The organism is Amycolatopsis sp. N2S4-7 (genome assembly GCF_058119595.1).
Map to the genome: position 1 here is coordinate 8,503,363 of NZ_CP172299.1, position 14,984 is coordinate 8,518,346.

General features: G+C 71.5%; 13 protein-coding genes and 1 pseudogene. 10 read left to right on the forward strand and 4 right to left on the reverse strand.

Going from position 1 to position 14,984, the window contains the following annotated elements:
• Positions 1–40: 40 nt before the first annotated feature.
• Positions 41–1,270 carry an MFS transporter gene (locus ACH54P_RS40095; RefSeq protein ID WP_489908495.1) on the reverse strand — a complete coding sequence of 410 codons (1,230 nt, stop codon included), beginning with the start codon at positions 1,268–1,270 and terminating at the stop codon, positions 41–43.
• 5 nt (positions 1,271–1,275) lie between these two features.
• On the opposite strand from ACH54P_RS40095, the gene ACH54P_RS40100 reads away from it, so the two are divergent.
• The 4 genes from ACH54P_RS40100 (at position 1,276) to ACH54P_RS40115 (ending at position 8,998) form a co-directional block, all read left to right on the forward strand.
• Complete coding sequence (locus ACH54P_RS40100) at positions 1,276–2,250, forward strand: helix-turn-helix transcriptional regulator (protein WP_489908496.1); 975 nt, start codon at positions 1,276–1,278, stop codon at positions 2,248–2,250.
• A gap of 190 nt (positions 2,251–2,440) precedes the next feature.
• Positions 2,441–3,883: a HEAT repeat domain-containing protein gene (locus ACH54P_RS40105; protein WP_489908497.1), complete on the forward strand. Its 1,443-nt coding sequence runs from the start codon at positions 2,441–2,443 to the stop codon at positions 3,881–3,883.
• Between the two features lie 176 nt (positions 3,884–4,059).
• Positions 4,060–6,663 (forward strand): hypothetical protein, encoded by a 2,604-nt coding sequence (locus tag ACH54P_RS40110; protein ID WP_489908498.1) that lies wholly within the window; start codon positions 4,060–4,062, stop codon positions 6,661–6,663.
• Positions 6,664–6,955: 292 nt separating this feature from the next.
• Positions 6,956–8,998, forward strand: coding sequence for a cellulose binding domain-containing protein (locus ACH54P_RS40115; RefSeq protein ID WP_489908499.1), 2,043 nt, complete (start codon positions 6,956–6,958; stop codon positions 8,996–8,998).
• 49 nt (positions 8,999–9,047) lie between these two features.
• Here the strand turns inward: ACH54P_RS40115 and ACH54P_RS40120 are convergent, their stop codons facing one another.
• The gene (locus ACH54P_RS40120) at positions 9,048–9,464 is read right to left on the reverse strand and encodes a MarR family winged helix-turn-helix transcriptional regulator (RefSeq protein ID WP_489908500.1); all 417 of its coding nucleotides are present in this window, start codon (positions 9,462–9,464) and stop codon (positions 9,048–9,050) included.
• A 53-nt stretch (positions 9,465–9,517) separates the two neighbouring features.
• Between ACH54P_RS40120 and ACH54P_RS40125 the strand changes: the two genes are divergently transcribed.
• Positions 9,518–9,922 carry an SRPBCC family protein gene (locus tag ACH54P_RS40125; RefSeq protein WP_489908501.1) on the forward strand — a complete coding sequence of 135 codons (405 nt, stop codon included), beginning with the start codon at positions 9,518–9,520 and terminating at the stop codon, positions 9,920–9,922.
• Positions 9,909–10,094, forward strand: a complete 186-nt coding sequence (locus tag ACH54P_RS40130; RefSeq protein ID WP_489908502.1) for a hypothetical protein — start codon at positions 9,909–9,911, stop codon at positions 10,092–10,094. Before ACH54P_RS40125 ends, ACH54P_RS40130 begins: the two co-directional genes overlap by 14 nt.
• Positions 10,095–10,160: 66 nt before the next feature.
• Here ACH54P_RS40130 and ACH54P_RS40135 read toward each other — a convergent pair whose 3' ends face one another.
• Positions 10,161–11,018 carry an LLM class flavin-dependent oxidoreductase gene (locus tag ACH54P_RS40135; protein ID WP_489908503.1) on the reverse strand — a complete coding sequence of 286 codons (858 nt, stop codon included), beginning with the start codon at positions 11,016–11,018 and terminating at the stop codon, positions 10,161–10,163.
• Positions 11,018–12,037 (reverse strand): aldo/keto reductase, encoded by a 1,020-nt coding sequence (locus ACH54P_RS40140; RefSeq protein WP_489908504.1) that lies wholly within the window; start codon positions 12,035–12,037, stop codon positions 11,018–11,020. The genes ACH54P_RS40135 and ACH54P_RS40140 overlap by 1 nt, the downstream gene beginning before the upstream one ends.
• 92 nt (positions 12,038–12,129) lie before the next feature.
• Here ACH54P_RS40140 and ACH54P_RS40145 point away from each other — a divergent pair, with 92 nt between their 5' ends.
• The 4 genes and pseudogenes from ACH54P_RS40145 (at position 12,130) to ACH54P_RS40160 (ending at position 14,978) form a co-directional block, all read left to right on the forward strand.
• The gene (locus ACH54P_RS40145) at positions 12,130–12,705 is read left to right on the forward strand and encodes a TetR/AcrR family transcriptional regulator (RefSeq protein ID WP_489908505.1); all 576 of its coding nucleotides are present in this window, start codon (positions 12,130–12,132) and stop codon (positions 12,703–12,705) included.
• Positions 12,702–13,136 carry a pyridoxamine 5'-phosphate oxidase family protein gene (locus ACH54P_RS40150; RefSeq protein ID WP_489908506.1) on the forward strand — a complete coding sequence of 145 codons (435 nt, stop codon included), beginning with the start codon at positions 12,702–12,704 and terminating at the stop codon, positions 13,134–13,136. The genes ACH54P_RS40145 and ACH54P_RS40150 overlap by 4 nt, the downstream gene beginning before the upstream one ends.
• 117 nt (positions 13,137–13,253) lie before the next feature.
• Positions 13,254–14,462, forward strand: coding sequence for a cytochrome P450 (locus tag ACH54P_RS40155; RefSeq protein ID WP_489908507.1), 1,209 nt, complete (start codon positions 13,254–13,256; stop codon positions 14,460–14,462).
• Positions 14,456–14,978: pseudogene (locus ACH54P_RS40160) on the forward strand (TetR family transcriptional regulator). The gene ACH54P_RS40155 and the pseudogene ACH54P_RS40160 overlap by 7 nt, the downstream one beginning before the upstream one ends.
• The last annotated feature ends 6 nt before the right edge of the window (positions 14,979–14,984 follow it).

A 14,984-nucleotide genomic window follows, 5' to 3' on the forward strand; every position in this document is an offset into this window, starting at 1 on the left:
ACGGCGCGCTTCATGGCCGCGCATACCCCGCTGCACGGGTTCACTGGTCGACATGCGCGGCCGCGGTCTTCGGGAGCGCGAGCATCACGAGTGCCGCCACGACGTAGAGCACCACGGAGACGACGAGGATGACACTGAGCGCGTGACCGTAGTCGGCCGGTCCCGGCGTGTCGGTCGTTGATCCGGTGACGGCGGTGAAGAAGACCGTGCCGAGCACGCCGCCCGCGGCGCCTGCGTTGCGTCCGGGGATGCCGGTGAGGACGACGTTGACGAGGATGGGGGCGGCAAGACCGAGCCCGAGGCCGCCGGTGAAAAGGGCGAGGGCGAGGTGCCAGTATCCGGGATCGTTGCCGTCCCTGATGATCGCCCACAAGATGAGCTGGGATGCCGCGATGGTGAGCGAGCCGGTGCTCAGCAGAGCTCGTCCGGCCTTGGCGGCGAGAGCGACGCCGAGTCCTGAGGTGATGATCGAGCCGAGCGCGCAAGGCAGGATCACCAGACCGGTCTCCCACGCCGTGCGGTCGGTGCCGTTTTGGAGGTAGACCGACAGGGTGAGGCGGCGCTCGCAGGCGAGGAAGATCGCCAGCACGATGATTCCGGCGGCGAGCAGGGCGTAACTGGCCCAAGTCCATCCCCAGGTCTCGGTCTGGGTGATCGGCAGTAGCAGGAGCAGGATGCCCGCGGCCGCCAGCAGCGCGCCCAGGAGGTCCGGCCGCGCGGTCGAGGTGGAGCGGGATTCCGGCAGAACCTTCGCGCCGATGATGAGCGCCAGGATCGAGACAGGCACGTTGATCCAGAAGATCGTGCGCCATCCCAGATCGAACGGGTCGCTGTCAACGAGCAGCCCGCCCAGCAGCGGGCCGGCGACCGACGCGAGCCCCTGGACCGCCCCGTAGGCGCCGAACGCCTTGGCACGCTCGCCCGGAGCGAACGATGCCCGGATGATCCCGAACACCTGCGGGACCATGATCCCTGCGGTCAGTCCTTGCGCGGCGCGCATGCCGATGAGCATTCCCGGATCGGCGGCCAGCGCGCAGAGTGCGGAGGTGAGCATGAACCCGGTCAGCCCGATCATGAACAGGCGCTTGCGGCCGTACTGGTCACCGAGCCGTCCGCCGGTGATCAGGCCCGCACCCAGGGCGAGGACGTAGGCGGCGATCGTCCACTGGATCTGAGCGTCGCCGGCCCCCAGGTCACGAGCTATCGCCGGGGCCGCGACGGTGACGATCGTCGCGTCGAGAAGGTCCATGAAGGAACCGAAGAGCACCACCAGGAGTGCCGCGCTCGCGCCCGCGCCGGGATCGGCGCGACCCTGACCGCAGGGAGCTCGCCACCCGGCTCGGGGCTTCTGTGCGGACCGCGCGCCGCGACATCGACACGCTCAGAGAGCTCGGGTACGAGATCGAGGCGGTGCGCGGGGCGGGCGGAGGTTACCGGCTCGGCCGCGCCACCCGGTTGCCGCCGGTCGTCTTCGACGAGGACCAGGCTGTCGCGGCGGCCGTCGCGCTCCAGACCGTCCCCACGATCCTGACCGGCATCCGCGAGAACTCGGCCCGCGCCCTCGCCACGCTGCGGCAGGCGATGCCCGCCCGCAGCCGTGTCCACGCCGAAGCGTTCACCGTCTCCGCAGCGCGCAACTACTGGGAGTTCCCCGCGGCGCCCATCGACGCTGAGATCATCCGCGTCATCGGTGGCGCGATCAACCGGCAGCACATCGTTCGCGTGGACTACACGGGCGAGGACGAACCGACGACGCTCACGCTGGAACCGCACGACCTCGTCGTGTGGGCGGCACGGTGGTACCTCGTCGCGTTCGAACCGGAAGCGGACCGATGGCGCGCGACGCGAATCGACCGCCTCGAACCACGCATGCCCACGGGGAGAACCTTCGACCGCCGCGACGTCCCGCACGGCGATCCGGTCACATTCGTCATGGGCACGCACGACCGCGGCGATACCCCGGCGGAATGGCCATGCCGCGGGTCGGCGCTCGTCGCGCTGCCTGCACCCGTCGTCGCCCGGTTCGCCCCCGGCGGATCGACGGTCGAGCACGACACCGACTCCAGCTGCCGACTAACGCTCGGCGCGTGGTCATGGGCAGGACTGGCAGGACTGGCAGGACTGCTCCTGACCTTCGACGCTGACGTCACGGACATCCAACCGGTAGAACTCAGGCAGGCGCTGCGTTCCCTGCGCACCCGCATCGACGAAGGATTCAGGCGCACGACAGGTGATAACGATACGGGTTGAAGACAACGGAGAAGACCTGCGCTTCGAGGAGGCGGACACCCCACCCCGGCGCTGACCGGCGGGAGCACCTGGCGATCGTGGCGGCCGCGGCCGCCGTCTACCGCCCGGACCGGGCCGGTCCGCTGCTGCGCCACTCTCGTGCCGATCCTGCGGGCGAATCTCGTTGGTGCGGCCGGGCATACTCGAAGTCATGCACGAACGTCGGGATTCGGATACCGCCATGGGGGACGCGCTGGTCGCCCGGCTGGTCACCCTCGAACCGATCAAGCCGGACGAATGGCCGGAGGCGCGCATCGAGGCGCAGAATGCGCTCTACCAGTACGCGCACGCGGTTGTGTCCGACCCGGCCGGGCCGGCCTGGTTGACCCCCCTGGCGGCCCACCCGAACAGCCTGATCCGCGCCATCGCGGTCGAAGCTCTTGGCTCCGGCCACGATCCCGCCCATCAGCCCATCCTCGTGCAGGCCCTGTCCGACCCCGCCGCCAACGTCGTGCACGCCGCCCTGGAAGGCCTCACCGCGCAGTCCTCGGAGGCGGTGTTCGACCTGCTGGTCACGCTGCTGAACGAGACGGACCTCGATCGGGCCTGGACCGGCCGCTACGCCGCCCAGCGCATTGCCGAGACCAGCGACCCGAGACGGCTGGACGTCCTGGCCAACGCACTGGGGCAGGCACAGCACGGCGCCGAACACGACATCACCCGCGCATTGAGCCGGGCCGGCGACCCGCGGGTCGCGCCTGTGCTGATCGAGCACCTCCGCCACCGCCGCCCGGGCCGCTTCGCGGCCGCGGAAGTGCTCGGCAACCTGCGCGTCGCCGAAGCGACCGGCCCGCTCATCGATGTCCTGCGCGAGTCCGACGGCCCCGAGTCGCTGCCCGTGATGGAAGCGCTGGGCAAGCTCGAAGCGCTGGAGGCCGCGCCGGCGATCGTGCCGCTGCTCGACCACAGTGCGTCCTACGTTCGCGAGGGCGCCCTGCTGGCCCTGGCGCGGATCGGCGGGCCGTTGGCGACTCCCGCCGCCCTCAAGGCCGCCGACGACGTCCACCCCGTCGTCCGTGCGCGGGCCTTCCGTGTGCTGGCCAAGCACGGCGATCACCGCGCTCTCGGCCGATTGGCCGCAGCCTGCGACAGCTGGCACGTCCACGCCGCCCTCACCGGCCTGGTTCGCCTGGCCGACGACTCGGTCGCGCCCACCTTGGTGCAGGTGCTGCTGACCACCGACGAGCGGCGTGTCCGCAAGCTTGCCGGCCGAATCCTCGCCCGCATCGGCACGCGGCACTACCTGCCCGGCCACGATCCCGACCCGCTCGTCCGCCGCGTCATCGTCTGGGTCATCGGCCAACGAGCCGACCCTGCCTACATATGGACGCTGACCAACGCGCTCAAGGACGAGGACGAGTTGGTCCGATCCCGCGCCGCCGCAGCACTCGGGCGAATCACCCACGACAGGACGATCCCGCTGCTGACCGAGGCCCTACGCGACCCCAGGCCACGCGTCCGAGCCAACGCCGCGACCGCTCTGGGCCGGACCGCCCCTGACGACCTGCGTTCCCTCCTCGCCGACACCCTGGTCGACCCGCACCCGGCCGTTCGGTCCGCCGCCGCCGCGGCACTGCGAGCGACCGCCCGCTGACTGTCCTCTGCGGACGAGGAGCTCAGCTCACCGGTTTGCCAGAATCAGCGTGGTGCACTCGGCCGACTCGGGCAAGCAGCCTGACCTCGCCCTTGCGAATGGGCTGAACCACAGAGCAACCAATCCTCCCCTTCAGGCGTGTACGTCGCGCATGCATGCAACCAGGGAGGGCCAGCATGACCTTACGAAGACCGCTGACGTTGTTCGCCGTAGCGCTCGCCGTCGCGCTCACCGTCACCGATGGCGCGGCGGCAGCGGAAACCGCCGGTCAACAGCGTTCCGAGGTGACGCTGTCCGCGACGTCCTGGGGTTACGTCGACTCGGCGACACCGACCACCGCCTACTTCAAGCCATCCGGCAACTTGCCGATCGGCACCTGGGACAACACCCCGCACCTCCAACGTTCGTACGTGAACTTCGACCTGAGCTCGTTGCGGGGTACGCCGTTCACGACGGTGCTGCTGTCGGCCGGCGAGACGCACTACGTCGGCTGCGACAGCCGCGCCACCGAGGTGTGGCGGACCTCCGCCTACGCCAAGCAGACGACCTGGCAGAACCGCCCGGCGGAGCGGACCCGGGTGGCGTCCAGGGGTGCCGACGGCACTTGCATCGACAACGACGCCACGTTCGACGTCACCACTGCGGTGCGGGACGCGGTCGACCACAAGGTCCGCAACCTCACGCTGGGCTTCCGCGTCGCCGAGGCCCACGAGGCGGACCCGGCGTTCTACCGGCTGATCGAGGCCCCGGCAACGCTGCGGGTGGTCAACAACGCGCCGCCGGCGCCGCCGACCGACCTCCGCACCAACGACGAACCCTGTGCCAAGGACGGCACCGGAGCGCTGGCGAGCCACCGGCTGGAGCTGAGCGCACGGGTGTCCGACCCGAACGGCGACTTCACGTCCGGGCAGTTCACGTGGTGGCCGGTGGCGGACCCGGCGCAACGGCACACGGCTGCCGGGTCGGGCAACCCCGCCGCGGCGTACCCGGACACCTCGGACCTCGCCGACGGCACCTACGCGTGGGAGGTGTACGCACAGGACAGCTGGGGTGCGAAGTCGTCCACGGTGGGCCCGTGCCGGTTCACCGTCGACCGCACGGATCCGAAGGCGCCTGCCGTCGTCTCCGCGACGTACCCGGCGAACGCCGAGGGCGGCGGGGTCGGTGTGGCGGGCCAGTTCACCTTTTCCCCCAACGGTTCCACCGACGTCGCGCGGTACGACTACAACTTCGGCGGGGACACGCGTGAGATCGCCGCGGGCCCCGACGGCACGGCCACCGTCAGCTTCACGCCGACGGCCAACGGCTGGCAGTCGGTGGTCGTGCGGGCGTGGGACCGGGCGGGCAACCTCTCGCCCAGCACCTACTACTCGTTCATCGTCAAGGAGACGCGGCCGACGGTCACGTCCGACCGCTACCCGCCGCAGGGCGGCCCGGACGGCGGCATCGGCGTGCCGGGGGTGTTCCGGTTCGCGCCAGGGATGCCGAACGTCGTGGCGTACGACTACCGGCTGGACGACGGCGCGTCCGCCACGGTCGCGGCCGGCCAGGACGGCGTCGCCGAGGTGACACTCACGCCGGCCACCGGTGGCGATCACGTGCTGTTCGTGCGCAGCACCGACACCTCGGGCGTGAAGTCGCCGGAGCGGGAGTACCGATTCCTCGTCGATGCCTCACCGGTGGTGAGCGGGCCCGAGAACGTCGACCTGGGCACCTCGGCCACGTACACGGCAACCCCGAGGATGCCGGGCGTCGTCGAGTACGACTATTGGTTCGCGAGTGCCGAGAGCACGAAGTGGACGGTCAAGGCGAACGCCGGCGGAACCGCCACGCTGCCGGTCGAGTTCACCTCGGCCGATCAGAACCTGCTGCGGGTCCAGGCCCGCGACGCGTCCGGCGGGCTGTCCCCGGTGACGGAGAAACGGTTGTCGCTCAACACCTGGCGACCGGAGATCGGCTACGAGGGCGACATCGGGACGGAGGGCAGAGCCGCCACGTTCACGTTCACCACCCCGATGCCGAACGCCGTGGAGTTCGAGTACTGGCTGACGGCGGACCCGGCGACCAGGTGGACCGTGCCGGTCAGCGGGAACACCGCGACGGTGGGCTACACCCCGCCGAGGATCGGCGACTACGAGATGCTGGTACGCGCGAAGAACACGGCGGGCGTGTGGTCGGCAACGGACAACATCACGTGGATGGTGACGAACGATCCGACCGTGACCTCGAAGGAGTTCCAGGCGAACGGGCGGGCGTTCCCCGGCACCTTCACGTTGGACGCCCGCCAGCCGGGCGCGGTGGCGTTCGAGTACTCGTTCGACTGGGGTCCGTTCCAGCAGGTGGCCGCTCAGAACGGGCGTGCCGTGCTGGCGTGGACGCCCCCGCTGCCACCGGAAGGCTGGGCCTCCCCCAACCTGCGGGTGCGCACGGTGACGGCCGACAAGGTCTCCTCGCAGGAGAACGCGTACTACTTCAGCATCTCGAGCGCGCCGTCCGTGTCGTCCAAGGAATACCCGGAAGGCGAGTGGTCGGGCGGTCCTGGTGTGCCGGGGACGTTCACCTTCACGCCGGGTATGCCGGGCATCGTCTCGTACACCTACTCCGTCCGGAACGACCGGGGTGCCGTGACGGAGGAGTTGACCGTGCCGGCGGACGGTTCGGGTGCGGGGACGATGACGTGGACCCCACCGGACCGAGGCATCTACTCGGTCATCGTGCGGGGCAACACGGCCGACGGCACCAGGTCGGGTGGCATCGGCTATTCGGTGTACGTCAACTAACCGCGTGACCGGCGGCCCCGCTCCCGCCAGGGAGCGGGGCCGCCTGCTCAGCAGCGGCAGCGGCGCCGCCTGCTCAGCAGCGGCAGCGGCGCCGCCTGCTCAGCAGCGGCAGCGGCGCCGCCTGTCGCCTCGCTCCCGTGCGTCGCGGGCTGACCCGCTGCTGGCCGGGCACGGGACAGCCGGGCCGTCCGGGGGCTTTCGTTGACTTCCGGTCCGCCCGGTGGTTCTCTCTCTGAGAGCGCTCTCAGCCAGCCTGCACCTGTTCGTACCGGACGAGTGAGGATGGACCTTCATGACAGTTCGACGTCTGCGCTGGGCAGCGTGGCCGGTGATCGCCGTGCTCGCCGCGGCCGTGCCGGCGGCCGGTGCCGCCGCGGCCGAGACCGCGGCGGCGGCTCCCGCGGCGACCGTCACCGTCAACGCCCGAGCGGGGCTGGCGACCGTGCCGGACGCCGGGATCGGCGTCAACCACGCCGTGTGGGACAGCCAGCTGGGCACCGACGCCGTGGCCGATCTGCTCGGCGGGGCCGGGGTTCGCACGATGCGGTACCCGGGCGGCTCCTACGGCGACATCTACCACTGGAAGGACAACACCGCGCCCGGCGGCTACGTGGCGCCCGGCACCGATTTCGACACCTTCATGGGCGGCGTCCGGCGGGCCGGGGCGCAGCCGGTCGTCATCGCCAACTACGGCACCGGGACGCCGCAGGAAGCGGCGGACTGGGTGCGGTACGCCAACGTCACCAAGGGCTACGGCGTCCGGTACTGGGAGATCGGCAACGAGCTCTACGGCAACGGCCACTACGGCGCCAACTGGGAGGCCGACAACCACGAGGACAAGAGCCCGGCCGCCTACGCCGCCGGTGTCGTCGCCTACGCCGACGCGATGAAGGCCGTCGACCCGTCGGTCAAGATCGGCGCGGTGCTCACGACCCCGGCGAACTGGCCGGACGGCATCGTCGGCACCGGCGACACCGCGACCTGGAACCAGACCGTGCTGTCGATCGCCGGGCCGCACATCGACTTCGCGATCCTGCACTGGTACCCCAGTGGTTCGACCGCCGCGGAAGCGCTTTCCCGGACCGAGCAGGTGACCGACATGATCTACCTCGCCCGCGAGCAGATCACGCGGTACGCGGGACCCGGCGCCGGCCGGATCGGCATCGCGATGACGGAGATGAACACCCCGGTCGGCATGAACACCCAGCCCGGCGCGCTGTTCGCGGCCGACGCCTACAGCTCCCTGCTGGAGAACGGCGTCTTCACCGTCGACTGGTGGAACACGCACAACGGCGCGACCGCGGTGTCCACTGTGGCCGGATACCCCGACTACGGCGACTTCGGCCTGCTCTCCAGCGCGACCTGTCTCGCGGACGGGGCTTGCGAACCCCCGCTCAACACGCCGTTCGCGCCCTACTACGGCCTGAAGATGCTGAGCACCTTCGCCCGGCCCGGCGACCGGTTCGTCGGCGCCGGCGCGGACGACCCGCTCATCGGCGCGCACGCCGCCCGGCGGCCGAACGGCGATCTCGCCGTGCTGCTGGTCAACAAGGATCCCGCGCAGGCTCGCGAGGTGACCCTCGACTACGCGGGCTACACGCCGGCGGCGTCCGCGCCGCAGGTGTCGACGTTCACGAACGGCGCGACGTCGATCGCGAGCACCGCCTCGGGGACGGCGACCAGCCGGACCCTGCCGCCGTATTCGCTGACGACGCTGGTCCTGCACCCCGCGGCGGCCGCGGCGGGCGGCCCCGGCGCGCCCGGGCAGCCGACGGGCACGGCGACCGACCGGACCGCGGCGCTCAGCTGGCCCGCGGCCGCGCCCGGCGGCCACCCGATCGCGAAGTACGAGGTGTACCGGCAGGCCGGGCTGGTCAGTGAGCAGTGGGGCGAGACGACCGGAACTTCGCTCAGCGTCGGGAACCTCGTCCCGGGCAGCCGCTACACGGTCAACGTGGTGGCCAGGGACACCGCCGGGAACGTGTCGCCGGCGTCGCCGCCGTTGACGCTCACCACGGGCGCGCCGGCGGAGAGCAGCTGCACGGTCCGGATGACCGACGTGACCGACTGGGCGAGCGGCTTCGTCGGCGGCATCCACGTCACCGACGCGGCCGCGGTGGGGGACTGGACGCTGACGTTCACGTGGCCGACCGCGCGGCAGCGGATCACCAGCGGCTGGAACGGGACGTGGACCCAGACGGGGACCGAGGTGAAGGTGACGTCGTCGGCGTCACTGGCCCCGGGCACGGACGTCGGGTTCGTCGCCGACTACGGCGGGCCGAACATCCTGCCGACGGCGTTCAGCCTCAACGGGAAGCTCTGCGCGGCGGGCTGACCGGCGCCGGGTTCGCCTGACGTGGATGGCTCGTGCCGAGCCATCCACGTCAGTCCGCGTTCGCCAGGTGGGCCAGGGCCGACCGCAGCAGGCGCCGTGCTTCCGGGGGCAGGCCCGCCAGCTTGCGTTCCTCCACCACCCGGATCGCGGCCTGGACCGCCGCGTGGCGCCGGATCCCCTCCGGCGTCAGCCGCACGACACGGGCTCGGCGGTCACCCGGGTCGGGCTCACGGCTGACCAGGCCCGCCGCGTCGAGGCCGTCGAGCAGGGCGATCAGGCGGGTCTTGTCGTAGTGGATCTGCTGCGCCAGCACGAGCTGGCTGGGCGCCGCCCCGTGGGCCAGCGCCGACAGCACGACGTACTGCCACATCGAGAGCCCGTGCTCCTCGAGCACGGGCCGCTCGGCCTCGGCCAGGCTGCGGCCCGCCCCGGCACAGAGGGCCCCGAGATCGTCGTCCTCGTTCACCGGCGAAATCTTACGCGTGGACAAATGATAAGCAGCTGCGTATCGTTCCGGACATGACATCATTCGAACCGGGGCGTGCCGAGACACGCTCGATCTCCGTCGCCGCACCGCCCGAGCGCGTCTTCGCATACCTTTCCGACGCCCGTCACCTGCCCGAATGGGCGCCGGGGTTCGCCACCGCGGTCGCCCACGACCACGACGACATCTGGCGCGTCGACACCGGCGCCGGGTCGCAGCGGGTCGCCGTGCGGGTCTCCGGAACGCACGGCGTCGTCGACGTCGTCAGCGCGGACGCCCCGAACCTCGGCCTCTTCACCCGGGTGGTGCCGAACCTGACCGGCGCCGAGCTGATCTTCAGCCTCTCCTTCCCGACGGACACCGAACCGTCCGCGGTCGAGGCGCAGATGGCGGTTGTCGACGAGGAGCTGCGGGCCGTGCGCGAGCGTGTCGAGCGGTGAACCGCGCCCGCTGGACGCCCTCTTCGAAGACGGCCCGGCGTGGGACCGGTTCTACGAGGATCGCGACCGCCCGGTCCCGTTCTTCGTCACCGAGCCCGACGAGAACCTCGACGCCTGGCACCGCGACGGCCCCCTTCGCGGCGGCGCCGGCTCGCCGAGGCGGGCTAGCTAGACCGCCACCTCGCCGACGGCGGCCACTTCGGTCTGGCCTGCTTTGCCGGAACCGGCCGCGGGACGGTCAGCGGATGAGCTCGTCCGCGACCCACTGGGCGACGCCGTCGGGGTACGGGTTCGCCAGGCCGAGCACGATGTGGCCGAAGCCCGCGGCGGCCGCCTCGGCGATCTTTTCCTTGGTGGCCGCCGGTTTGTCGTAGTCCACCGGCAGGAAGATCGAGCGGGTGATCTCCGCCGGGTCGCGGCCGATTTCCTCGCAGTAGCGGTCGAGCAGCCTGCTGCGCCCGGCGAGGTTGTCGATGTCGCCGCCGCCGGGGATGTTCCAGAGGTCGGCGTGCTCGGCGACCACGCGCAGGGTGGCGCTCGCGCGGCCGCCGATCATGATCGGCGGGTGGGGGCGCTGCACCGGCTTGGGGTTGCCGAAGGCGCCCTTGAGCCGCACGTGCTCGCCGTCGAAGTCGAACGGTTCGTCGGACGTCCACAAGCGACGGATCACCGTGCAGGCCTCGCCGAGCGCCGCGACCGCGTCGGCCTGGTCGTGGTACGGCAGGCCGTGGCCGTCGTACTCCCGCCGGGCCAGGGGGTGGCTCGGCCGGGAACCGGCGCCGATGCCGAAGTCGAGCCGACCGCCGGAGACGATGTCGACGGTCGTCGCGATCTTCGCCAGCACCGCGGGCGGCCGGAAGCGGTTGCTGGTGACGAGCAGGCCGACGCGCATCCGCTCGGTCTGCGCGGCCAGCGCCGAGAGCAGCGTCCAGCCTTCGAAGATCGGGCCGTCCGGATCGCCGCCGATCGGCATGAGGTGGTCGAACAGCCAGGCGTGCTCGATCTCGGGAACGGTGTCGGCCTCCTGCCAGACACGCAGGACTTCGTCGTAGCCGACGTTCATGGGCGCGGTCAGGATGCCGAAACGGGGAGTCATCAACGCCTCCGGAGGGACGGGTCGAGCAGGGCGGGCGGGGTGTCGAACTTCTCGTCCGGGGCCAGGTCGGTCCCGGGCGCGACGACGGCGTCGATCTCGTCGAGCACGTCGGCGGGCAGCACCGTGTCGGCCGCCGCGAGCTGGGAGTGCAGGTGCTCCAGCGTCCGGGGCCCGATGAGCGCGCTGGTGACGGCCGGGTGCGCGGTCACGAAGCCGAGCGCCAGCTGGATCAGCGTCAGGCCGGCCCCGTCGGCGATCTTGGCCAGCCGCTCGACGGCCTCGAGCCGGGCGCGGTTGGCCGGGACGTCGAGGTCGAACCGCTGCGGCAGGGCCGTCGCGCGGTTGGTGGTGATCTCCTGTCCCGCGCGGACCGCGCCCGACAGCCAGCCCGACGCCAGCGGGCTCCACGCCAGCACGCCGAGCCCGTACTCCTCCGCCACCGGCAGGACGTGGGTTTCGATGCCGCGCTGCAGGATCGAGTAGCTGGGCTGCTCGGTGACGTACCGCCCCAGGTGGTGCTCGCGGGCGGCCCACTGCGCCTGGACGATGCGGTACGCGGGGAACGTCGAGGAGCCGAAGTAGCGGATCTTGCCCGCGCGGCGCAGGTCGGTCAGGGCGGAAAGCGTTTCCTCGTCGCTGGTGCGGGGGTCCCACCGGTGGACCTGGTAGAGGTCGACGTGGTCGACGCCGAGCCGGCGCAGGCTGTCGTCGAGCGCTGTGACCAGCCAGCGGCGCGAGCTGCCCTGGTGGTTGCGCTCCTCGCCCATGGGCATGTACGCCTTCGTGGCCAGCACGATGTCGTCGCGGCGGCCGGCGATCGCCTTGCCGACCATCACCTCCGACTCGCCCTGGCCGTACATGTCGGCCGTGTCGATGACGTTGACCCCGCCTTCGAGCGCGGCGTCGACGATGGCGGTGGCCTCGTCCTGCGTCGTGCGCCCGATCGCGCCGAAGTTCATCGCGCCGAGCGCGAGGGTGCTGACCTGGACGCCGGTGCGGCCCAAGGTGCGGTACTGCATGGGTGGTGCCTCCGTGGCATCATGAGCAAGCGGAACATTGCTCCACTAACGATACGGAGCATTGTTCCGGTTAGCAACCCCGTGGAGGAGTGGTGAGCGGAAGCAGGCCCAAGCGCGCCGATGCCCGGCGCAACGAGAAGGCGTTGCTCGACGCGGCGGCCGCGGTCTTCGTCGCGTCCGGGGTGGACGCCCCGGTGCGCGACATCGCGGCGAAGGCCGGCGTCGGGATGGGCACCATCTACCGCCACTTCCCGACCCGGGCCGACCTGATCATCGCCGTCTTCCGGCACCAGGTGGACGCGTGCGCGGAGGCCGGTCCGGTCCTGCTGGCGTCGAACGAATCGCCGTACGCGGCGCTCGAACAGTGGGTCGACCTGTTCGTGGACTTCCTGGTGACCAAGCACGGGCTCGCCGGGGCGCTCCAGTCCGACAACGCCGGCTTCGAGGCGCTGCACGCCTACTTCCTCGAGCGCCTGGCGCCGGTGTGCGCCGAGCTGCTCGACGCGTCGGTCGCGGCCGGCGAGGTCCGGGCCGAGGTGCGGCCGCTGGAGCTCATGCGGGGCGTCGGCAACCTCTGCGTCGGCGCGGACACCGATTCCCGGTACGACGCGCGCCGGATGGTGAAGATCCTCGTCGCGGGGCTGCGGTGCGAGACCATGGGTGCATGACGGCGTGGCGGGAGTTCGAAGCGGCGGAGCCGGAGTTCGCACGGCGGGTGCGGGCCCTGTTCGACGCGCACAAGCACAAGACGATCGCGACCCTGCGGGCGGACGGATCGCCGAGGATCTCGGGGATCGAGACGGCCTTCGAGGACGGCGAACTGGTCTTCGGCTCGATGCCGGACGCGCGCAAGGGCGCGGACCTGCGGCGGGATCCGCGGTTCGCGCTGCACAGCGCGACGGTCGACCCGGTGGACGGCGCGGAGGCGCAGTGGCCCGGGGAGGCGAAGATCTCCGGGCGGGTGCGCACCGAAGACGGTGAGCGGTTCGAGGCCGACGTCGCCGAGGTCGTGCACACCCACCTCAACGATGCGGCGACGCTGCTGGTCGTCGAGTGGTGGACGCCCGAAGGCGGCCTGCGCAAGGTCGAACGCGAATAAGTCCGGGAACGGCGGCCTCCTGGTCGGTCATCACCAGGAATTAAATCAACTGCTTGACTTAAGCGTGGGTCGTCGCCATGCTCGGGACAGGGGACATTCACCAACGAGGAGCCCGTGATGACGCCAAGCCACACCGACCCGCTGCCGCGCTTCCCGTTCCACGCCCAGACCGCGCTGGAGCCGCCGGCGGAGTGGGCCGAGTTCCGGGAGAAGTGCCCGGTCGCGCGGGTCGCACTGGCCAGCGGGGATGAGGCGGCGCTGATCACCCGCTACGCCGACGTCAAGAACGTCCTGTCCGACCCGCGGTTCACCCGGCCGACCCCGGCGGACAACGCCGCGCGGGTCGCGGACACCGAGTCGGGCGGGGTGTTCAACAGCGAGATGGCGACCGTGCTCCCGCAGCACGGCGAGGCCCACCTGAAGTGGCGCCGCATGATCGGCAAGTGGTTCACCGCCAAGCGGATGAACGCGCTGCGGCCCGGCATGGGGGCGATGGCCGGGCAGCTCATCGGCGAGATGGTCGCGAAGGGCGCGCCCGGCGACCTCAAGGCCGGCCTCGCCTTCCCGCTGCCGGTCTGGGTGATCTGCGACATGCTCGGCGTGCCGGACGCCGACCGCGACCGGTTCGCGCACTGGTCCGACGTCATGCTCAGCATGACCCGCCACACCCAGGCCGAGTTCGACGCCGCGCAGGCGGAGTTCGGCCGGTACATGGGCGGGCACATCGCCACCAAGCGGGCCGAACCCGGCGAGGACCTCCTCAGCGCGCTGATCGCCGAGGGCGAGGACTGGTCCGACGCCATGCTGGTCGCCACCGGCATCGGCCTGCTCATCGCCGGGCACGAGACCACCGCGAACATGATCGCCAAGATGGTGGCGATGCTGCTCGCGGACCGCGGCCGGTGGGAGCAGCTGCTGGCCGACCCGGCGCTGGTGCGCACGGCGGTCGAGGAGTCGCTGCGGCTGGACGCCAACGCCGGCCTGGGCATGCTGCGCTACCTCGGTGCGGACTTCGAGGTCGGCGGCACCGTGCTGCCCGGCGGGACGACCGCGATGTGCAGCATGGCCGCGGCCAACCGCGACGAGCGCGCCTTCGAGCGGGCGGCCGAGATGGACCTGACCCGCAGCCCGAACCCGCACCTGGCCTTCGGCGCCGGCGCGCACGCGTGCCTCGGCCAGCCGCTGGCCCGCACCGAGCTGCAGGTCGTCCTGGAAGTGCTGCTGCGGGAGCTGCCGACGCTGGAGCTCGCCGTCCCGGCGGACGAGCTGCGCCGGGTCGAGGGCCTCGCCGTCGGCGGGCTGCGGGAACTGCCCGTCCGCTGGTGACGACGACCCACGGGGCGGCGGGCCGGGCGCACGCGACGCGGGAGCTGATCTTGACGGCCGCGGAACGGCTCTACGCCGAGCACGGCGTGCTCGCCGTGTCGAACCGGCAGCTCGGCGAGGCCGCCGGACAGGGCAACAACGCCGCCGTCGGCTACCACTTCGGCACCCGGGCCGAGCTGGTTCGCCCGGTTCACCGCCCAGGTGATGACCGAGCCGTCGCTGCGGGCGGTCATCGCCGCGGAGACGCTGTCGTCGCCGTCGCCGTCGCCGTCGCCGTCGCCGTCGCCGTCGCCGGCGCGGACAGTGGAGGGGCTCTACCGGTGCCTGACCGGGCTGCCCGCCGAAGTCCGCGCCGAACGCGACGTCATCACGCGGCAGCTGCTGACCCACACGATGGCCGAACGGGAACGCGCCCTCGCCGAGGGCGCGCCCACCCCGCGGGCCACCTGGCGCGAGGCCGCCACCGGCCTGACCGACGCACTGGTCGGGCTGTGGCTCGCGCCCGTCACGAAGTAACCGAAC